Below are 20777 nucleotides of genomic sequence, written 5' to 3'. Positions count from 1 at the left end.
GCGCAGCGCGCAAACGTGTGCGCCCGCCCATGCGCTACAGTGGCGCCATGTCCACACTACTCCCCTTCCGCTCTTGCCTCATCCTGCCGCTGGTTTTGATGGCGCTCAACGCCTGCTCCACGCAGGTCGAACTGCGCACGGCGGCGCAGCAGGAGCAGTTTGCACAGGAGGCGGCCAGCCAGGGCGACTGGGAGCGAGCCATGCGCAACTACGCGGCCGCGGCCGACAATGCCGAACTGGGCCGAGGCGACTTCGCTTGGCAGGCGCGGCTGCATCACCAGGCGGGACGCGCCGCCAGCGGGGCCTGCCGCTACGATGCGGCCGAATTTCATTTCCGCCAGGCCATCGCGCTGGCCAAGAAAACCGAACGGTCGAGCGCCCTCAGCTACAAGGCGCTGATCGACCAATATGAACGCCAGGGCAAGTCGACGCAAGCCCTGGCAGTGCGCAATGAACTGGGCTTTCATCAAGCGTGGGCACTGGGCGCCTTTGCCGACCTGGAATCGCTGCCTGTCGGCAAGCCTTGCGGAGTCCCTCGATGAACGTCGCGCGCACCTTGCTGGCCGCCTCCGCGCTATTCGCCACGATGAACGTGCGGACAGCCTGACTGTCGAATGATTATGGCGCCGGATAGTGCGGGAACACGGCGATGACCGATCGGGTTTCTGGAAAGATATATACGATGCCGTCGGATTGCCTGAAAGCCGGACTGGCAACGCCATGGTAAAACTTGGCGGGCACATGGTGCAGCCATAAGAAAACCGATTGTCAAGCGGTGTGACGCTGGCCAGGCGCTGCTATTGACCATGTAGTTGTGGCGTCCGCCCCGCTCAGGCCCGTGCCGGCGCCCAGGACCGCCTTGTTGTTGCCGAAATTCTGATTGTCAACGGTGGCCGCACCGCAAGTATTGCCGAAGGTCTCCTGCACGCTGATATTGGCCGAGCTGCTGCCGTTACCATTGACGAACAACGCGAAGCGCGCCATGTCGCCGAGCAGCCGAATCACGCCATTATGATTTTCCAGCGTACGGGCGAGTATCACGCCGCTATTGTTGACGGCGCTGCCCAGTTGGCTGCCGGCGCCTTGTGCGTTGAGCATGACCTGGCAGCCATTGACCAGCAGAGCGGACATATTCGTCTGGTTCCTCAGGCCGATCTGGCCATACTGGCCTTCCAGCACCGTGATCGTGACCACCCTATCCTGGATATCCTGCGTAGGAAAATAAGCCTGAGCCACACCATAGCCGCTGCTGCGCTAGTGGTGTTCGACCATCAAGGCCATCGCATTGAGCTCGGTTAACGTCAGTCGATGCGCAGGCGCGGCGGCACTTGCTGCAGTGCCGATTTGGCAGTCGATATGCTGGCATCGCGTTGAATGTTTTTTAGTTTGTAAAATTTCATACGCCCAATATTGCCTTTTAGAAAATCTCCTATCTGCAGCTTACCAAACACAAGGATGTTTGCTGTGGAGCAGCGCCAGACTGCCCGCCTTGTCCGCTTGATGCACGCGACGATGGGAGGAAATTTGCTAAAATATCCTATGTCATGTGGTTTAGCAACACAGACAGCAGCGTCTTTGACAAGACAACAGCGCCTGTCGCTCAACAATATGCAGCCGGCCCTATCCGACCGGAAGCGGCCGTTGCGAACCAAGGGCAGTAAGCATGAACGACATTCACCGTGCCGGTGCCGCCGCGCGCGCAGCCCAGCCTGCGCTCCTGAAAGCGGGAGTACTGCAGGAAGCCATCTTCAGCAGCCCCTATTTTTCCTGCATCGCCACCGATGCACAGGGGGTGATCCAATTATTCAATGTCGGTGCCGAGCGCATGCTGGGCTATCAGGCAGACGAGGTGATCGACCAGATTACGCCGGCTGGCATATCTGATCAGGCCGAGGTCATCACCCGCGCCGCCGCTCTCTCGCAAGAACTCGGTACGCTGATCGCTCCCGGTTTTGAGGCGCTGGTCTACAAGGCATCGCGCGGGATCGAAGACAGTTATGAGCTGACGTATGTGCGCAAGGATGGCAGCCGCTTCCCGGCGATCGTCTCGGTGACGGCGCTGCGCGATGCGGACGACGCCATCATCGGCTATCTGCTGATCGGCACCGACAATACCGTGCGCAAGCATGCGGAGCAGGAGCGCGAGCTACTCAATCGCGTGCTGAGTGACAACAGCGTCGAACTGGAAAACGCGCGTGCGCAAGCGGACAAGGCCAACCGCGCCAAGTCAGAATTTTTGTCGAGCATGAGTCACGAGTTGCGCACACCGCTCAACGCGGTACTGGGCTTTGCCCAACTGATGGCATCGGACACGCCGCCGCCCAGCGCCTCGCAGCAACGCTCGCTGGACCAGATCCTCAATGGCGGCTGGTATCTGCTACGCCTGATCAATGAAATTCTCGACCTATCGATGATCGAATCGGGACGGGTTGCCATGTCGCGCGAGGCGATGGCGCTCACTGATGTCTTGCACGACTGTCGCGCCATGATCATGCCGCAAGCGCAAAAACGCAATATCACGCTGTCCTTCCCCTCGCTCGACCAGCCGTTCTACGTGCATGCCGACTTGACGCGCGTCAAACAGGTGGTCATCAATCTGCTGTCGAACGCGATCAAATACAACCGCGCGGGCGGCAGCGTGCTGGTGGAATGCAAATCGTATGGCGAACGGATACGCCTGAGCGTGCGCGACACAGGCAATGGCTTGCGTAGCGAGCAACTTGCGCAATTGTTTCAGCCATTTAACCGGCTGGGACAGGAAACCGGCGTCGAGGAAGGTACCGGCATCGGCCTCGTGGTGACCAAGCAACTGGTCGAACTGATGGGCGGTACGCTAGGGGTGGAGAGCGAGATCGGGGTCGGCACGCTGTTCTGGATCGAACTGGCGGCCTCATCCGCTCCCGAACTGCTGCTCGGCACGCATGCGGCAGACCTGGCCCGGGAACCATCGGGAGAGGCGTCCTGCGATACACCCTGCCGCAAGGTACTGTATGTGGAAGACAATCCGGCCAATCTGATCCTGGTCGAACAACTGATCGCCCGGCGCAGCGACCTGAGCATGCTCAGCGCCATCGATGGACACCATGGCATCGCGCTGGCGCGCCAGCATCAACCCGACTTGATACTGATGGATATCAACCTGCCCGGCATCAGCGGCACCGAGGTGGTGAGTTTGCTGCGCCTCGATCCGCTGACGGCGCACATTCCCGTCATCGCCTTGTCGGCCAACGCCCTGCCGCGCGACATACGCAAGGGCCTCGATGCAGGCTTCCTGCGCTATCTGACCAAGCCCATCAACGTACCCGAGTTCATGGAGGCGCTCGACACGGCGCTAAGCGTAACGGCTGCTCCGCCAAAAAGCGTCGAGACACGCTAGCCTGTCTGGCGATGTGCCTAAAGCAAAAAAACCTCGCAAGTCGCGAGGTTTTTTTATCTGTCATACGTTTTAGACGTTAAACAGGAAGTTCAGCACGTCGCCATCTTTGACCACGTATTCCTTGCCTTCGGCGCGCATCTTGCCCGCTTCCTTGGCGCCCGCTTCGCCCTTGTAGGCGATAAAGTCGTCATAAGCGATGGTTTGCGCGCGGATGAAGCCGCGTTCGAAGTCGGTGTGGATCACGCCGGCCGCTTGCGGTGCCGTGTCGCCCACATGGATGGTCCAGGCGCGCACTTCCTTCACGCCAGCCGTGAAGTAGGTTTGCAGGCCCAGCAGCTTGTAGGCGCTGCGGATCAGGCGGTCCAGACCGGGCTCTTGCATGCCCATGTCGGCCAGGAAAGCACCCTTGTCGGCGTCGTCCAGATCGGCGATTTCCGCTTCCAACGCCGCGCAGATGGCGACGATAGGGGCGTTTTGCGATTGCGCGTAGGCCGTCAGCTGGTCCAGCAGCGGGTTGTTGGTAAAGCCCGTGTCGGACACGTTGGCCACGAACATGGCCGGCTTGGCCGTGATCAGGCACAAAGGCTTGATCAGTTCCATTTCGTCAGCATCCAGGCCCATCGCGCGCACCGGCTTGGCGTCGTTCAGGTAAGGCATCATGCGTTCCATGATGGCTAGCAGCTTGGCCGCGTCCTTGTCGCCCGAGCGGGCTTTCTTGTTTTCGCGGTGGATGGCTTTTTCCACAGTGCCCATGTCGGCCAGTGCCAGTTCGGTCTGGATGACTTCGATATCGTCAAGCGGATTGATCTTGCCGGCCACGTGGATGACGTTGTCATCCTCAAAACAGCGCACGACGTTGACGATGGCGTCCGTTTCGCGGATGTGCGACAGGAACTGGTTACCCAGGCCCTCGCCCTTCGACGCGCCGGCCACCAGGCCGGCGATGTCGACGAATTCCACGATGGCGTTGACCGTGCGTTCCGGCTTGACGATGGCGGCCAGCGCATCCATGCGTGGATCCGGTACTTCGACGACACCGACGTTCGGCTCGATGGTGCAGAACGGATAGTTCTCAGCCGGGATGCCGGCTTTCGTCAGTGCATTGAACAGGGTGGACTTGCCGACGTTCGGCAAGCCGACGATACCGCATTGGAGACTCATGGAAAACCTTTAATAATCAAAGCACATGGCGCCGTCTATCGGCGTGCTTGCCGTGCTGTTAGGGAAAACGGAGCGATGGTTCGCCATTTTCCGGGGATAGTGCGTGTGCTGCATTTCAAGGGGTCAATTGTACCCGTGTCGCGCGCGCTTCAAAAGCCCGATGATGGGTAAATGACGCCAAAACAGCCGTATCGTGACGCCATCAGGCCCTACTCTCAAGCCGTATGCAGCTTCATGGTCGCTGCCTCGAACTTGCCTTCGACGATCTGCGGCATCACCTGCAGGGATTTGTCGATGGCTTGCTCGATCAGCTCCTGGTCTTCGCGGCGTGGACGGTGCAGCACGAAATCGGCCACTTGCTGCTGCAGGCTCAGGGTACGCGGGTGACCGATGCCCAGGCGCAAGCGCCAGTAATCCTGCGTGCCCAGCGCGGCCGTGATGTCCTTCAAGCCATTGTGGCCGCCGGCCGAGCCGCCCTTCTTCAGGCGTGCAATACCGGGCATCAGATCGAGCTCGTCGTGCACCACCAGCACTTCATCGGCGGCAATCTTGAAGAAGCGCGCCAGCGCGCCCACGGATTGGCCCGAGCGGTTCATGAAGGTCAGCGGTTCGAGCAGCCAGACATCCTGGCCGGCGATCGACGTTTTCGCCAGCATGGCGTTATAGCGCGAATCGCGCTGCAAGCGCGTGCCGGGCAAGCTATTGGCAAGATTGTCCACCAGCCAGAAACCGGCATTGTGGCGGGTTTGTTCGTATTCGGGTCCCGGGTTGCCGAGGCCGACGATCAGGCGTATGGGCATGGCTGTGTCTGCAATGAAAAAGAAAACATTATCGGTGAAAACAGGCAGAAAAAAACCCGCGCGGCGAACCTGGCGGGTTTTTCCTTGCGACTACCGCATTGCTGCGGCGGCAAAATTACTTCTTGTCGGCTTCAACAACAGCAGCTGCTTCAGCTTCAGCAGCAACGTGGCCAGCCGGTACCGAAGCGGTAGCGATGGTCAGGTTGGCGCCGTGGGCGACAACGGTCACGCCAGCTGGCAGGACCAGGTCGCCGACGTGCAGCGAGTGACCGACGTCGATGTTCGACAGGTCAACGTTGATGAATTCTGGCAGTTGGCCTGGCAGGCACGAAACTTCGATTTCGTTGGCAACGTGGCTGATGGTCGCGCCATGCAGTTTGACTGCAGGGGAAACGTCAGCATTGATGAAGTGCAGCGCCACTTTCACGTGGATAGCTTGCTTAGCGTCAACGCGTTGGAAGTCAGCGTGCAGAACCAGTTGTTTGTATGCGTGGACTTGGAAGTCGCGCAACAGAACTTGCTGGGAAACGCCGTCGATTTCCAGGTCCAGGATCGACGAGTGGAACACTTCTTTTTTCAACGCGTGGTACAGGGCGTTGTGATCCAGCGAGATCAGCACCGGGGCTTCAGCGCCACCGTAGACGATACCAGGGGTTTGGCCGGAAATGCGCAGGCGGCGGCTCGCTCCGGAACCTTGCAATTCGCGTTTAAATGCGATAACTTTCATGTGAAACTCCAAGAAGAACAAGGCTTGCGCCTTGTGTTATGAAGATTCCCGCGACCAGGAATCTTCGGAAATGGGCGCATAAGCGCCCCGAAAACTAAAACACTGCGGCGCAACAGGCAAAAAGCCGGTCGCGCCGCAGGCATTACGTCTGTTGCTACTCTTATCGAATTAATCGATAAAGAGGGAAATAACCGAATCACCCTTGATGATGCGCTTGAACGTCTCGGCCAGCAATGGTGCACACGTCAGTTGACGGATCTTGCCGCAGGCCAGCGCCGCTTCGGACAGGGGGATCGTATCGGTCACGACCAGTTCATCGAGTGGCGATGCCGAAATACGGTCGATCGCCGGGCCGGACAGCACCGCGTGCGTGCAATACGCCACGACTTTTTTCGCGCCGCGCTCTTTGAGCACTTCGGCAGCCTTGGTCAGGGTGCCTGCCGTGTCGACCATGTCATCCATGATCACGCAGTTGCGGCCTTCGACTTCACCGATGATATTCATCACTTCGGACACGTTCGCTTTTGGACGACGCTTGTCGATGATGGCCAGGTCGCAGCCCAGGCGTTTTGCCAGGGCGCGCGCACGTACCACACCGCCGACGTCGGGCGACACCACCAGCAGATCCTGGTAGTTTTTCTTTTGCAGGTCGCCCAGCAAAATTGGCGAAGCGTAGATATTGTCGACTGGGATATCGAAGAAACCTTGAATCTGGTCAGCGTGCAAGTCCATGATCAGGACGCGCTCAACACCGGCTTCTTCCAGCATGTTCGCCACCACCTTGGCCGAAATCGCCACACGCGCGGAGCGCGGACGACGGTCTTGGCGGGCGTAGCCGAAGTAAGGAATCGCGGCGGTGATGCGGCCAGCGGAAGCACGTTTCAAGGCATCAACCATCAGCATGATTTCCATCAGACTGTCGTTGGTTGGAGCACAGGTGGATTGCAAAACAAAAACATCCTTGCCGCGCACGTTTTCGTTAATCTCGACCATTACTTCGCCGTCGGAGAATTTCGAAACGTTTGCTTTACCGAGAGGAATGCCGAGGTTTTTTGCGACCCCCTCTGCCAACGCTGGATTCGCGTTGCCGGTAAAAACCATCAGGTTTTCGTAAGCCATGGGAGTCCCAAGAGGTGATATAGAAGTCTTGAAAAGCACTAACCGGGCATAGGCCCGGTCAGTCATTGTTTAGAATATGCCGCGTGGCGACATATCTGCTTTTTCCCGCACTGGACGCTGACTTCGCATCGACAGACTACGGTGAAATGGGTGGCAGGGGAAGAAGGATTCGAACCTTCGCATGCTGGAATCAAAATCCAGTGCCTTAACCAGCTTGGCGATTCCCCTACGTTACTGACTGCTTGCCGTCATGTTGGCCAGTATTATACCGACTATTTGACACTAAGCAAAATCTTTTTTCTGCCTACTCGTTATTTACAGCGCCGTGAGCATCGGATGGCGATTCAGCGCTTTTGCCTTCCAGGCGACCCAGACTGGTGGCACATTGCTAAGCACCGCATCCGCTTCTTCCTGACTGCCAAACGCACTAAACACACAAGCACCGGAACCAGTCATCCTGGCCTCACCGTAAGCACTCAACCATTCTACCGCATCTGCTACCGGCTTGAAAAGACTGCATGCTACTTGCTGTAAATCATTCTTACCAAACCCGCCCGCATCGTTTCCTTCTGCGAGGTACCTGGAAAAGTCCGCTATTGTGACGGGTTCGGTATTTCTCGTCAAGCCTTCCGCGCAAAAAACTGCAGCGGTGGGCACTTGCACGCCCGGCTCGATCACCACATACCAGCATTCTGGCGTGGCGACAGGCTGCAAGGCCTCGCCCACGCCTTCAGCAAAGGCATTCTCGCCAAAGATGAAAAACGGGATATCGGCGCCCAGCGGCAAGCCCAGCGCCATCAATTCCTCGCGCGTCAACCCCGCTTGCCACAAACGGTTCAGCGCCATCAGCGCCGTGGCCGCATCGGAAGAGCCGCCCCCCAGGCCACCGCCCATGGGCAGCACCTTGTCGATGGCGATATCGACGCCGCGCGGCAAGGCGCCCGTGCGGCGCAGCACCTCAGCCTGCAGCAGCTTGGCGGCGCGGATGATCAGGTCCTGCTCCTCCGGCACCCCGGCCAGCGCCGTCACGCGGACTATCGCCGTATCGTCGCGCAGCGCGAAGTGCAAGGTGTCACCATGGTCGAGCAATTGGAACACCGTCTGCAGCAGATGGTAGCCATCGGCGCGGCGGCCGTTGACGTGTAGAAATAAGTTCAGCTTGGCCGGGGCCGGGCAATGGTTCAGAGTCGTCAGTGTCATGGTGCAGGTACGGAAGGGGCAGGATCGAGCACGATGCGCAGCGAGACGGCATCGGCCTGCGCGCTGGCATTGCGTTCGGCATCGATACGCCGCGGTTGGGGCAAGGCGCCGGCTACATTTTCGCCCGCATTTTGCCCTACTTCTTGCCACGACACATAGCGTAAACGCCAACCGTCTTTGGTCGTCACGCTGTCGTTGGAGGGCGAAGCCACGAAGCGCTTGCCGTCGGCGCCCACGGCATAGCCTTGCAGCCAGTCGCGCAAGCCCGACACAGGCAAGGACCAGCCCAGCATCTGCGCGCTCAGGGTATCGACATCGGGCGCGCTGCGCGGCGCCTTGCCGCTTTGCGTCAACACTGCCTGCTGCGGCGTGACGGCGATCGTGGCCAGCGTGCTGCCGACGGGCGAATACAGGGTCACATCCGTGCGCGCGGCCGTCTGCTGCCAGTTGAAATTGACTGTCGCCGATTCGGGCTTGTCATCCTTCTGGTACACCACGTTCAAGCGGCCCGTCAACTCCACCTGTTCGCGGTACGGGGCCACGGCAGCGCCCGATGGCGCGGCGCCGGACGAGAATGGAGAACTCAGGGTCGAGCAGGCCGACAGGGACAGGCAGAGAGCGGCAAGAGCAAAGATGTTTTTGGACATAGGGATTTTTTCTGAATTCAGCCCAAGAGCAAAAACCGGGGTCAGCCCCTTAGGGTCTGACCCCAGCATTTGCCCTTGGGTTCAACAATCACAGACTGACATTCAATCGCGCCAGGGTGCTTTTCAGCGCATCGTTTTTCGGGTCCTTGCTTTGCGCATCGCGCCACAATTTTTGCGCTTCATCCTTGTCGCCCTTCTGCCACAGCACTTCGCCCAGGTGGACGGCGATTTCCGGATCACTACGCACGGCATACGCCCGGCGCAACGCGCTTTCTGCGGCGGCCAGGTTGCCCATGCGGAACTGCACCCAGCCCATGCTGTCCATGATGAACGGGTCGCCCGGCGCCATCTGCAGCGCCTTCTCGATCAGCGCATGGGCTTCCTGCAGGCGGATGCCCCGTTCGGCCAGCGAGTAGCCCAGGGCGTTATACGCATGCTGATTGTCAGGCGCCAGCGCCATCACGCGGCGCAGGCTGGCCTCCATCAAATCGAGTTTATCCAAGCGCTCGGCCAGCAAGGCGTAGTCGTACAGCAGTTCCGGATTGTCGGGGAAGCGCAGCAAGGCGTTTTCCAGCACCGTGTACGCGCTTTGCACATAGCCGGCGTCGCGCAGGAATTGCGCATCGACCAGCAGCACCTGCGCCTGGCTTGCCGGATCGTCCGTTTCGATTTCCGTCAGCGCCTTGCGGGCCGCATCAAGATTGCCGCCACGGGCGATCAACTGGGCGCGGCGCAAACGCGCCTCGACATAGCCGTTTGATGCACTGTTATCAACCTTGTCCAGCCAGGCGATGGCGCCGGCCGTGTCGCCGCGCGTCTCGGCGATCTGCGACAGTATCATCAGGGCCTTGAACGGATCGCGCGTATCGCCAGGGGATTTTTCGAGCACGGCCAGGAAGCGCTTGAAGTACTGCTCGGCGCCCTTGGTGTCTTCCAGCTGCAGCGCCACGATGCCCAGCGCATACAGAGCGCCCACGTTATCGGGCGCGCTTTTCAGCAGCAGCAGGAATTGATCGCGCGCCGGCTCCAGCTGTTTTTGCTCAACCAGCAGGCGCGCATACGCGCCGCGCACTTCGACGGCGTCCGGATTCTTCTGCAGGAAAGTGGCCAGCACCTTGCCTGCCGCCTCGGGTTCGCCCGTCACCTGCGCCAGTGTCAGCGCAGCCAGCTCGGAGTTCGGCTTGATCGCCAGCGCCTTGTTGGCTTCGCCGATGGCGCGCTCGCGCTCGCCAATCGACAAGGCGCCCTGCGCCAGCACCAGATGCGCTTCGAACATGTCCAGGTAGGGCTGCACCAGGCGCGTCATCATCGAGTAGGCATACAGCTTGTCATTTGAGCGCGACAGGATCTGCTGCATCTGGAACAGGGCCACGCCGCGCGCGCCCGCTGGCGCATTGGCCAGGCGTTCGGCAAAAATCGGTTCCGCTTCTTCGATCTTGTCCGTCAACACGACGAAGCCGAGGAAGAACTGCGTCGCCTCGTCCGAGTCGGGCGCCAGCTCGCGCCACAGGCGGATAGCCGCCAGCGCTTCGCCGCCCTGCTTGGCAGCCAGCGCCATTTCGGAAGCGCGGCGCGCCAGGCGCGGGTCGCGCGTCTGCTGCGCCGCCACCATCATCGTCACGTACGGCCCTTGCCACTGGCCGCTCTTGAATTCCATTTCAGCCTTGGTCAGCTTGTACAGCAAATCGCTGCTCAATTCGACCTTCGGCAAGCCCTCCGCCTTGGCGTCCGCCTTGGACTCGGCGCCCTCTTCCTGCGGCGCGGCGGGCGCGGCCGCAGTAGGGCCTGCCACAGCATCGGCGGGGGCGACGGGCGTCTGCGCCATGGCATGCGTGGCTATCAGGGCGGACAAGGTTACAATGGCGAAAGCGTTTTTCAAAGGCTGATCCTGGCTAAACGGCAAAGTTTGATTCTACGCCCAACACGGCTATCGCGTACTTCACGTATGTAACGAAATATATACGTCGTGGCGGCATAATGTGCCCGGGCCAGCCATCCGCCGGCAAACTGCCTGTTTTTTACCCGGTTTTCAACCATTCGAGCCCTATGCCAGAATTGCCAGAAGTCGAAGTCACACGGCGCGGTGTCGCGCCCCACATCGAGGGCCGCGCCGTGCGCGCCGTCGTGCTGCGCCGCGACGGCCTGCGCTGGCCCTTCCCCCCGGCACTGGGCGAACAATTGTCGGGACAAACCATCGGCCTGACGGGTCGGCGCGGCAAATACCTGCTGATCCACTTCCGCCACGGCACGCTGATCATCCACTTGGGCATGTCGGGCCACCTGCGCGTGCTGCCAACGGGGACGGAAGCGCAAAAGCACGACCATTTCGACCTCGTCGTGGAAGATGCGGACGGCGGCAGCCAGGTGCTGCGCATGACGGACCCGCGCCGCTTCGGCGCCGTGCTGTGGCACGACGAGGCCGACGGCCCGCTGGACGGCCACGCGCTGCTGCGCGGCCTGGGCACGGAACCGCTGGAAGGCGGATTCACGGGCCAGCTGCTGTTCGAGAAAACGCGCAACAAGGGCACCAATATCAAACAAGTGCTGATGGCGGGCGACATCGTCGTCGGCGTGGGCAATATCTACTGTTCCGAGAGCCTGTTTCGCGCAGGGATCAACCCGAAGACGCCGGCCCGGCGCATCGGCCTAGCCCGCTATGAGAAACTGGCGCAATCGATCCGCGACGTGCTGGCCGAGGCCATTGTGCAGGGCGGCAGCACCCTGCGCGACTTCATCGGCGTCAATGGCCAGTCCGGCTACTTCCAGCAAACGTATTTCACCTACAACCGCACGGGCAAGCCGTGCCGCGTATGCGGCGCGCCTATCCGCCAAATCGTGCAGGGACAGCGTTCCACGTTTTACTGCGTGCATTGTCAAAAGTAAGTCATAGGCAAAGGGAGCCAGATGGTCAGGGACTTGGAACAATACAGCGCATGGCGCCAGGATGTGCTGGCGGCCTTGCAGGCATACCGGCAAGCCGCCAGCGCGGCGGGCCTGGTCGACGGCGCCTCCGCGCTGCGCCTGGCCCGCTGTGCGTCCCGCCTGCTCGATGACCGCCTGTCCGTAGCCTTCGTGGCGGAATTCTCGCGCGGAAAATCCGAGCTGATCAACGCCATCTTCTTTGCCGACTACGGCCAGCGCATCTTGCCCTCGGGCGCGGGGCGCACTACCATGTGCCCCACCGAACTGCTGTACGACGCGGCCTGGCAGCCATCGATCCGCCTGCTGCCGATCGAGACGCGCGCACAGAACCTGTCGACCAGCGACTACCGCGAGCTGCCTGCCGCCTGGACCATCCTGCCCCTGAACATCGATGCGGGCGGCGACATGCAGGAAGCCATCCGCCAGGTCAGCCTGACAAAAAAAGTCAGCGTGGAAGAAGCAGCGCGCTACGGCCTGTACGACGCCGACGATGCAGATGCCCCCGCCATGCTCGACGAGGACGGCCAGGTGGAAATCTCGATGTGGCGCCACGCCATCATCAACTTCCCCCATCCGCTGCTGAAACAGGGTCTGGTTATCCTCGACACGCCGGGCCTGAACGCCATCGGCACGGAACCGGAACTGACCTTGAACCTGATCCCGAATGCGCACGCGGTGCTGTTCATCCTGGCGGCTGACACGGGCGTCACGCGCAGCGACATCGAGGTATGGCGCAACCATATCGGCGCCGGCGCCGGGCGCCTGGTGGTGCTCAACAAGATCGACAGCATGTGGGACGAATTGCGCGGCGACCTGGAAGTGGCGCAGGCCATCGAGCGCCAGCAAGCCAGCGTGGCGCATCTCTTGACGCTGGACGCTGGCCAGGTGTTTCCCGTCTCGGCGCAAAAGGCCCTGGTGGGCAAGATCAACCACGATGCGGCGCTGCTGGAAAAAAGCCGATTGCAGGCGCTGGAGACAGCCCTGTTCGAGGAGCTGATCCCCGCGCGCAAGGACATCATCCGGCGCCAACTGGCGTTCGACCTGGACGCCATCGAAGCAGCACAGCAGGTGCAGGCGGCGGCCCGCGCGCGCGGTATCGCCGAGCAGTTGCACGAGCTGCACAGCCTGCGCGGCAAGAACCAGAGCGTGATCGCCCACATGATGCGGCGCATCGATATCGAGAAGAAGGAATTCGACAGCAGCCTGTTCAAGCTGCAAGCCACGCGCGCCGTGTTTACCCGCCTGTCGACGGAGCTCTATACGAGCCTGGGCATGGACATCGTGCGCGACGATATCGATGGCGTGCGCGCCGCCATGCAGCGCAGCCGCTTTTTCACGGGCCTGCGCGAAGCCGTGCGCCAGTATTTCGAACGCATCACCCAGAACCTGGACCGCTCGGAAGGCAAGACGGCCGAGATCACGGAAATGATGCAGGTAATGTATCGCAAATTCGCCACCGAACATGGCCTGGCGCTGGCCGTGCCGATGCCGTTTTCGCTGGCCCGCTACCGCCAGGAGATCGCCGATATCGAAGCCGTCTACCATAAACAATTCGGCACGGCGACCCTGCTGACCACCAGCCGTGTCGTGCTGATGGAGAAATTCTTCGACACCATCGCCTCGCGCGTGCGCCGCAGTTTTAATGCCGCCAACGACGATGCCAGCGCCTGGCTGAAAGTCATCATGGCGCCACTCGAAGCGCAGATCGTCGAGTACAAGGAACAATTGAAACTGCGCTTTGCCTCGATCCAGCGCATCCACGACGCCACCGGCAGCCTGGAGCAGAAAATCGCCGGCTTCGAGGCCAGCCTGGCGGCGCTCGAACGCGACAAGGCGCAGCTGGCGCAATTGCTGGCCGCCTTGCGCACGGCCAGCGCAACATAACACCACACTGGAATCCTGCATGAAACGTCTGCTGCATCCGCTCTCGCCCGCTCCGGGCGTGGCACCCTTTGAAGACTATATCGACCCGACTTTTTCCGCCACCGTCATCGCCTGGCAAAAGCAGCATGGCCGCCATGCGCTGCCATGGCAAAACACGCGCGACGCCTACCTGATCTGGCTGTCCGAAATCATGCTGCAGCAAACGCAGGTGACGGCCGTGCTGGGCTATTACGCGCGCTTCCTCGAACGCTTCCCCACCCTGCGCGATTTGGCGGCAGCCCCGGTGGAAGACGTGATGGCGCAATGGAGCGGTCTCGGTTACTACACGCGGGCGCGCAACCTGCACAAGTGCGCGCAGCGCGTGGTCACCGAATATGACGGCGTCTTCCCCAGCGACCCGGCCCTGCTGGCCGAGCTGCCCGGCATCGGCCGCTCGACGGCCGCCGCCATCTCCGCGTTTTCCAGCGGCACGCGCGCTGCCATCATGGACGGCAACGTCAAGCGCGTCTTCGCGCGCACCTTCGGCATCGATGCCTATCCCGGTGAAAAGCGGGTTGAGGAAGCCATGTGGCGCCGCGCCGATGCCTTGCTCCCTGAGACAGGTATCGAAGCCTACACGCAGGGTTTGATGGACTTCGGCGCCACCCTGTGCACGCGCAGCAGCCCCGATTGCGGCCGCTGCCCCTTGCAACCGCGCTGCGTGGCTTACGCCACGGGCCGCACCAAGGATTTGCCGGTGCGCAAACCGAAGAAAGCCAGTCCGGAAAAACACGCGATCATGCTGGCCATCATCGACGACGGCCAGGTGCTGCTGGAGCAGCGCCCTGGCTCCGGCATCTGGGGTGGTTTGCTGTCGCTGCCCGAACTCGATGGCCATGTACTGGCCGGCGAGGACGTCCCGCGAGAGATAAACCAACAGGCGCTGGCGCGCGCCGTGGCGCCGTTCGGCGAGATCGAGACGCAGGAACGGCTGCTGCCCATCGTGCATGTGTTTACCCACTACAAACTGCACATCGTTCCCTGCCGCATCACCCTGGCGCGCCGCCTGGCGCTGGCCGGGGAAGCCACCCACGTCTGGTACGACGGCGCGAAAATTGCGGACGCGCCGCTGCCCGCGCCCATCAAGAAACTGCTGCTGGACCTGTTCGGCGATGCACGCGCGGCGCAGCGCAGCATGTTCTAGTGCGCAGGCTTGCCTTACTGGCGCTGGCGGCGCTGTGCCTGCACGGCGCGCAAGCGGCTAACGAGCTGCCAGAGGTGAGAATTGGCGTGCTGGCCTACAAGGGCGGCGACGCCGTGCAGCAGGACTGGTCGTACGTGACGCGCCACCTGCAAGCCAGCATTCCCGGCATCCGCTTCGTGCTGGCCGACTACGACCAGGCGGGATTGACGCGCGCCGTGCAGTCGCAATCGATCGCCTTCGTCATCACCAGCAGCGGTCATTACGTGGCGCTCGAGCACAGCGACGGCGCCAGCCGCATCGCCACGCTCGAATCGCCATGGACAGACTCGCCGCGCCAGGCCATCGGCTCGGCCATCGTCGTGCGCAATGCCTCGCCGCTGCACGACCTGGCCGACCTGGCGGGCAAGAACGTGATGGCCGTGGCGCCCGATGCGTTTGGCGGCTACCAGATCGCCGCGCGCGAACTGCTGGAAGCGGGCATCGATCCCGCGCACGATTTTGCCAGCCTGCGCTACAGCGGCTTTCCCTCGCAGCAGATCATCGAAGCCGTGCGGTCCGGACACATGGATGCCGGCATCGTGCGCACCTGCCTGCTGGAACAGATGGTGGCGCGCGGGGAAGTGCCGGCCGACGCACTGCGCGTGATCACCACGCGCCCGATTCCCGGTTTTCGCTGCGCCAGCTCGTCGCGCCTGTATCCGGACTGGCCCTTCGCGGCCCTGCGCCAGACGCCGCCCGCACTGGCGAAAAAAGTGGCGCAAGCCCTGCTGGCCATGCCGCGTACCGATGAAGGCTATAGCTGGACGGTGCCCAGCGATTACCAGATCGTCGATGAGCTGTTCCGCGATTTGCGCATCGGCCCCTACGCCTATTTGAACAAGCTGACGTTCGAGACAGCGCTGCGCCGCTACTGGGGCTGGATGCTGCTGGTGCTGGCCTTGCTGGTGGCCTGGGCCGTGCACACGGTGCGCGTGGAATACCTGGTCAACCGGCGCACGGAGCAATTGCGCGCCGCCCAGCACCAGCAGCGCGCACTGGAAGAACAGGCGCGCCAGCGCCAGGCCACGCTCGATCACACGGCGCGCCTGGCCATTCTGGGCGAGATGGCCAGCGCCATCGCACACGAATTGAATCAGCCGCTGGCGGCCATCGGCAATTTCGCGCGCGGCATGGCGCGCCGCATTGCGGCGGGCCGGCTGGACGCGGCGCCCCTGCTCGACGGAGCACAGGAAATCGCCACGCAAAGCGAACGCGCCGGCGCCATCATCCGTCACATCCGCGCGATGGCGCAAAAGCGTCCTGCGCACAGCACGGCCTTCGCTCTGGCCGACGCCGTGGAGCAGGCCGTGGCCCTGTTCCGCGCGGCCCATCCGCAAGCCAACATCAGCTGGCGCCACGACGCCGCCAGTCTTGAGGCGCACGTGCTGGTCGACCCGCAGCAAGTGCAGCAGGTGCTGCTCAATCTACTCAAGAATGCGCTCGATGCGCAGGTGGAAAACGACAATCCGCTGCATGCCATCGGCGTGCTGCTGCACCGGGAAAACGGCGCCTGCACGGTGGCCGTGCGCGACGCCGGCTGCGGCCTCGATGCGGCGCAGATGGCACGCCTGTTCGAGCCCTTCTTTACCACCAAGGCCGAAGGCCTGGGTCTGGGCATGTCGCTCAGCAAAAGCATCATCGAATCGTTCGGTGGCAGCCTGTCGGCGCACGCCAACGCCGACGCGCCGGGCTTGACGGTCTGGTTCCGCCTGCCCGAAGATACCGGCATAAATGCAAACAAGGAAGCACCATGAATGAAAGCGATGCGATTGTCTTTGTCGTCGATGACGACGCCGCCATGCGCCGCTCGCTGGCCTATCTGTTCGATTCGGCCGGCTGGCAAGTGAAGACGTTTGAATCGGCGCGCGATTTCCTGCAGCGCTACGATGGCCATGCGCCCGGCTGTTTGCTGCTTGACGTGCGCATGCCCTTGATGAGCGGACTGGAACTGCAACAGGAGTTGAATAATAAGACCGGGCACGCCATATCTCTGCCCGTGATTTTCCTCAGCGGCCATGGCGACCTGGCCATGGCCGTGCAGACAATGAAGGCCGGCGCCTGCGACTTCCTGGAAAAGCCGTGCAAGGACCAGGTATTGCTGGACGCCGTCACGCGGGCCGTGACCCGCAGCGTGGACGAGAGCCGCAACGCCGCCAGCACGAATACGGCGCAATCGGCGCTGGCCCGACTCACCGCGCGCGAGCGCGAAGTGGCGCTGCTGATGGCCGAAGGCAAAGCCTCGAAAGTCATCGCCCGCGAGCTGGGCATCAGCGACAAGACGGTGCAAGTGCACCGCCATAACACGATGGAAAAACTGGGCCTGCACTCAGCAGCCGAGGTGGCCCGGCTGCTAATGGCCTGCGGCGAAATTTAGAACGCCCAACCAAACCTACTGCGCGTCGTGATTTACGGCCTGCGATACTCACTGTGCATTCGCACAGCTGCGCTTCTCGACCGCACCTCCCTTCCGCTCGCTACGGTTTTGTTGGGCCTTCGTTAAGCACGAATGATACGCGCCGGCAGTCCCTGCCGCACCGATGTGCCCGAGACGGGATCGACAAACACGTTCTTGTCGCCGCGGCTCGGGTCCGTCAATCCCAGGTCGTTCAGGTTGATGCCCGCACCGATGCCCGGCTCGTCGGGCTGGCGCGACTTGCCGATGCGGTGGGCCCGCGCGCCATGCTCCTTGTGGCCGAAACCGTGTTCGATGGCGATCACTCCCCGCTGCACGCCATGGCGCAGCATCACCGTGGCCCTGGCCCTGCCGCCCGGCGTTTCCAGAAAAATTTCAGCGCCATTTTCCAGCTTCAAACGTGCCGCATCATCAGGATGCACGGCGACGGGATTGTCGGGATGGATGCCGCGCAAGCGCCGCGCGCCGATGCTGTAGGAGTTCTGCAGCGCCGATTTAAAACTGATCAACTCGAATGGCCACTCGCTGGCCGGATACGCCTTGCGCACGGGCGTGCCGTCGGCAAACGCCGCCACCCGCCAGGCGGGCGTGCCGGGGAAGCGTTTGCCGCTCAAGCTGTTCTTGCTCACGCCCAGGCCCTCGTTGTACAGCATCATCGGTTTCAGATAGCGGTGCGTGGACCAGTCCTGCGGATACGGCGTCTCGTCGGCCACCGGGGCGGGGGCCACCGGCGCCTTGGGATTCGCCGGCGGAGGCAGGCGCAGGCCGAACATCTCGCCATAGCTCTGGTAGCGCCCTCCCCGTGCCAGCATGAAGGCGACCTTGCGCCACTCTTCCGGCTTCAAGGTGCGCTCCAGTTCGGGGCGGATGCGCGCCACGCCGGACAGTTCGATGTCGTCGTCGCTCGCCTCCGGCACGGCCGTCTTGCCCTGCCAAGCGATGTTGGCGCCGCCGCGCAGATACCAGTCTTCCGCGCGCAGCAAGGGGAAGCGCTGGCCATCCATGTCCTGCAAGGCCTCCGGACCGAAGCCCGGCAAGGCCATCGTTTGGGCCAGCGCGATGAAGAACGATTCCATGCAAATGGTCTGGCCGTCCGGCGTTTTCTGCACCCGCGGTTCGACCACGGGCCAGCGCGCCGTGCTCATTTTGACGGGCATGCCACCCCAGGCGCCGGCCCAGCCCCAGCTTTCATACAACAAAGTATCGGGCAGCAGGTAGTCGGCAAACGCCGAGCTTTCATTGATGAAGGGGTCGATGGCGACGATCAGGGGAATCTTCTTCGGATCGGCCAGCTCCTTGCCGATCTGCGCGCGCAAGCCCGTGATGCCGTACACAGGATTGCAGCTCCACAGGATCAGCGCCTTGAGCGTGTAGGGATAGCCATTCATGGCGCTGGTGAGCCACTCGGTGGCCAGTGCGGGCGCGTTCGGATACCACGGCGCCCTGGCCGGATACGCCTTGCCCGCTTCCTTCTTCAGCTTGAATTCCGAGGTTTTTTCATAGGCCACATTGCGCCCGATCGGCATGCCCGCCGCCTTGATCTCGCCGTCGAAACTCTCGAGGTTATAGCGCGGACCGGGTCCCGCATCCTTGAAGCTGCCGCCATTGACCAGCGTGCCGCCCTTGCGGTTCAAATTGCCGATCAGGGTATTGAGCATGACCAGCGCATACGCGTTATAGAAACCGGCGCCCGACATCATGCCGCCATGCGCATTGACGGCCGCGCGCTTGCCATGGCTGGTGAGTTCCTGCGCCAGCCCTTCGATGATGTCGCGCGTGATGCCGCAGGCGGCTGCGTATTCATCCATGCTGTGGCGCTGCGCTTCTTCGTTCAACATCGTCATGGCCGTCTTCAGGTGCAGCGGCGCGCCTGCCACCTCCAGCGGGCCGTCGAAGAACAGCCGTCCCTCGCCCTTGGCGGCATTGTGCGGCACGATGGCTTGCGTGGCGGCGTCGATCACGCAAAATGCATCGCCATCCTTGTAGCGCTCTTCTTCCGCCAGCTCCACCGCGCCGATGTCCGACGCGCGCAGGTAGCGGCCGTCGCGCGGATGGCCTTTCTCGTTGATGATCAGATGCGTGGCGTTGCACCAGGCGGCCTCGCCCGCCGCTTCCGCCACCTTCAGGTTCGGCTGCGCGAGGAAGTGGCGGTCATAGCGTTCCTGTTCGATGATCCAGCGTATCATCGCCATGGCCAACGCGCCATCCGTGCCCGGCTTGATCGGTACCCAGCGGCTGCGGTCGCCCGCTGCCAGGCTGTCCGCATTCGTCAACACCGGGTCGACGACGACGTAGCTGAAATCGCGCTTGCCCGAGCGGGCCTTCGCAATCAGCGTGCCCTGGCGCTTGAACGGATTGCCCGCATTGCCCGGCGCCGTACCGACGAAGATGCAGAATTCCGTGTTTTCCAGGTCCACTTTCGCATGCGGCATTTTCTTCATGTCGCCGAACATGGCGCCCGAGCCGCTGCGGTAAGCGCCGCCGCAATACGAGCCGTGGTTGACCAGGTTCAAACTGCCGTACGACTGCTTGAAAAAGCGCGTGCCAAACGCCAGGCGGCCATCGTCGGTGCTGCACATCAGGCCTACCTGATTGACTTGCGGGCCCAATTCCGGCTGCGCCGGATCGATGGGCTTTTCCAGCTCGCGCAAGGCGCGCAAACCCTGCACATGGCCTTCGCCAAACAGGTCGCCGCCTTCCGTCACTTCCTTCACCAGCTGGTCGAAGGCGATCGGTTCCCACTGGCCGCCGCCGCGCGGTCCCACGCGCTTCATCGGTGCCAGCACGCGGAACGGCGACTCCATCTGCTCCAGCACGCCATTGCCGCGGCCGCAAGCGGTTGAGCGCCCTTTCAAGCCCTTTTCCTGGAAACGCGAGAGCGACACAAAACTGTCGCGTATCGAGGTCTGGTACGGCAGCGCCGGGTCGGCCGACATGGGGCTGTACGGATTGCCCGCCACGCGCAGCACCTTGCCGCTTTTCTTGTCGAGGCGCACGCGCACGCCGCAAAACGTGGTGCAGCCCATGCACATGGTGTAGCTGACCTGCTGGTCCGGATTGACCGTCAGCTTGCCCGTTGCCGTGTCGACGGAAAACTCGGGCGGCAGGGAGTTGCCGTGCAAGCGCTGTACGGGTTTGTCCTTACCCAGCGCATGGTCGACCATGCGGCCGGCCGTGGTGGAAAAGCTTGCGGCAAACGCGGCCAGGCCGCCGCCGATGGCGCCGTAGCGCAGCAGCTTGCGGCGCTTTTCGTTTTCGTCTTCAGGGACGTCGTTGTTTGCGTCGTTGTGTACTTGATCGTTCATC

General features: G+C 62.2%; 16 protein-coding genes and 1 tRNA gene. 7 read left to right on the top strand and 10 right to left on the bottom strand.

Going from position 1 to position 20777, the window contains the following annotated elements; translation table 11 throughout:
• Window positions 1-47: 47 nt before the first annotated feature.
• Entirely contained in the window at window positions 48-542 is a 495-nt protein-coding gene (locus ACQ4W0_RS09355; protein WP_436576476.1) for a hypothetical protein, read from the top strand.
• Between the two features lie 226 nt (window positions 543-768).
• Here ACQ4W0_RS09355 and ACQ4W0_RS09350 read toward each other — a convergent pair whose 3' ends face one another.
• The gene (locus ACQ4W0_RS09350) at window positions 769-1194 is read right to left on the bottom strand and encodes a hypothetical protein (protein ID WP_436576475.1); all 426 of its coding nucleotides are present in this window, start codon (window positions 1192-1194) and stop codon (window positions 769-771) included.
• 469 nt (window positions 1195-1663) lie between these two features.
• Here ACQ4W0_RS09350 and ACQ4W0_RS09345 point away from each other — a divergent pair, with 469 nt between their 5' ends.
• The gene (locus ACQ4W0_RS09345; protein ID WP_436576474.1) at window positions 1664-3376 is read left to right on the top strand and encodes a PAS domain-containing hybrid sensor histidine kinase/response regulator; all 1713 of its coding nucleotides are present in this window, start codon (window positions 1664-1666) and stop codon (window positions 3374-3376) included.
• A 69-nt stretch (window positions 3377-3445) separates the two neighbouring features.
• Here ACQ4W0_RS09345 and ychF read toward each other — a convergent pair whose 3' ends face one another.
• The 8 genes from ychF to ACQ4W0_RS09305 form a co-directional block, all read right to left on the bottom strand.
• On the bottom strand, window positions 3446-4537 hold the full coding sequence (gene ychF, locus ACQ4W0_RS09340) for a redox-regulated ATPase YchF (protein WP_102121118.1): 1092 nt from the start codon (window positions 4535-4537) through the stop codon (window positions 3446-3448).
• A gap of 215 nt (window positions 4538-4752) precedes the next feature.
• Window positions 4753-5337 (bottom strand): aminoacyl-tRNA hydrolase, encoded by a 585-nt coding sequence (gene pth / locus ACQ4W0_RS09335; protein ID WP_436576473.1) that lies wholly within the window; start codon window positions 5335-5337, stop codon window positions 4753-4755.
• A gap of 115 nt (window positions 5338-5452) precedes the next feature.
• Entirely contained in the window at window positions 5453-6064 is a 612-nt protein-coding gene (locus ACQ4W0_RS09330; protein ID WP_436576472.1) for a 50S ribosomal protein L25/general stress protein Ctc, read from the bottom strand.
• Between the two features lie 168 nt (window positions 6065-6232).
• Window positions 6233-7183: a ribose-phosphate pyrophosphokinase gene (locus ACQ4W0_RS09325; RefSeq protein ID WP_034753270.1), complete on the bottom strand. Its 951-nt coding sequence runs from the start codon at window positions 7181-7183 to the stop codon at window positions 6233-6235.
• Between the two features lie 151 nt (window positions 7184-7334).
• Window positions 7335-7411 (bottom strand) — tRNA-Gln (locus tag ACQ4W0_RS09320).
• 87 nt (window positions 7412-7498) lie between these two features.
• On the bottom strand, window positions 7499-8383 hold the full coding sequence (gene ispE / locus ACQ4W0_RS09315; protein ID WP_436576471.1) for a 4-(cytidine 5'-diphospho)-2-C-methyl-D-erythritol kinase: 885 nt from the start codon (window positions 8381-8383) through the stop codon (window positions 7499-7501).
• Window positions 8380-9030 carry an outer membrane lipoprotein LolB gene (locus ACQ4W0_RS09310; protein WP_436576470.1) on the bottom strand — a complete coding sequence of 217 codons (651 nt, stop codon included), beginning with the start codon at window positions 9028-9030 and terminating at the stop codon, window positions 8380-8382. Before ACQ4W0_RS09310 ends, ispE begins: the two co-directional genes overlap by 4 nt.
• Before the next feature lie 88 nt (window positions 9031-9118).
• Window positions 9119-10909, bottom strand: a complete 1791-nt coding sequence (locus ACQ4W0_RS09305) for a tetratricopeptide repeat protein (RefSeq protein ID WP_436576469.1) — start codon at window positions 10907-10909, stop codon at window positions 9119-9121.
• Window positions 10910-11076: 167 nt separating this feature from the next.
• Between ACQ4W0_RS09305 and mutM the strand changes: the two genes are divergently transcribed.
• From mutM to ACQ4W0_RS09280, 5 genes are read left to right on the top strand one after another with little or no spacing between them, the layout of a single operon-like run.
• A complete protein-coding gene (gene mutM / locus ACQ4W0_RS09300) occupies window positions 11077-11913 on the top strand; it encodes a bifunctional DNA-formamidopyrimidine glycosylase/DNA-(apurinic or apyrimidinic site) lyase (protein ID WP_436576468.1) in 837 nt (278 codons plus the stop codon).
• A 21-nt stretch (window positions 11914-11934) separates the two neighbouring features.
• Window positions 11935-13836, top strand: a complete 1902-nt coding sequence (locus tag ACQ4W0_RS09295; RefSeq protein ID WP_436576467.1) for a dynamin family protein — start codon at window positions 11935-11937, stop codon at window positions 13834-13836.
• 19 nt (window positions 13837-13855) lie between these two features.
• Window positions 13856-15019: an A/G-specific adenine glycosylase gene (gene mutY / locus ACQ4W0_RS09290; RefSeq protein ID WP_436576466.1), complete on the top strand. Its 1164-nt coding sequence runs from the start codon at window positions 13856-13858 to the stop codon at window positions 15017-15019.
• Window positions 15019-16812, top strand: coding sequence for a sensor histidine kinase (locus tag ACQ4W0_RS09285; protein WP_436576465.1), 1794 nt, complete (start codon window positions 15019-15021; stop codon window positions 16810-16812). The genes mutY and ACQ4W0_RS09285 overlap by 1 nt, the downstream gene beginning before the upstream one ends.
• A complete protein-coding gene (locus tag ACQ4W0_RS09280) occupies window positions 16809-17432 on the top strand; it encodes a response regulator transcription factor (protein WP_436576464.1) in 624 nt (207 codons plus the stop codon). Before ACQ4W0_RS09285 ends, ACQ4W0_RS09280 begins: the two co-directional genes overlap by 4 nt.
• 122 nt (window positions 17433-17554) lie before the next feature.
• On the opposite strand, the gene ACQ4W0_RS09275 is transcribed toward ACQ4W0_RS09280, so the two are convergent.
• Window positions 17555-20776 carry a molybdopterin-dependent oxidoreductase gene (locus ACQ4W0_RS09275; protein WP_436576463.1) on the bottom strand — a complete coding sequence of 1074 codons (3222 nt, stop codon included), beginning with the start codon at window positions 20774-20776 and terminating at the stop codon, window positions 17555-17557.
• Window position 20777 lies beyond the last annotated feature (1 nt).

This window comes from Janthinobacterium breve, assembly GCF_051380895.1.
GTDB lineage: Bacteria > Pseudomonadota > Gammaproteobacteria > Burkholderiales > Burkholderiaceae_D > Janthinobacterium.
Note: the sequence above shows the minus strand (reverse complement) of the source record. Positions and strands in the feature narration are given on the sequence as shown.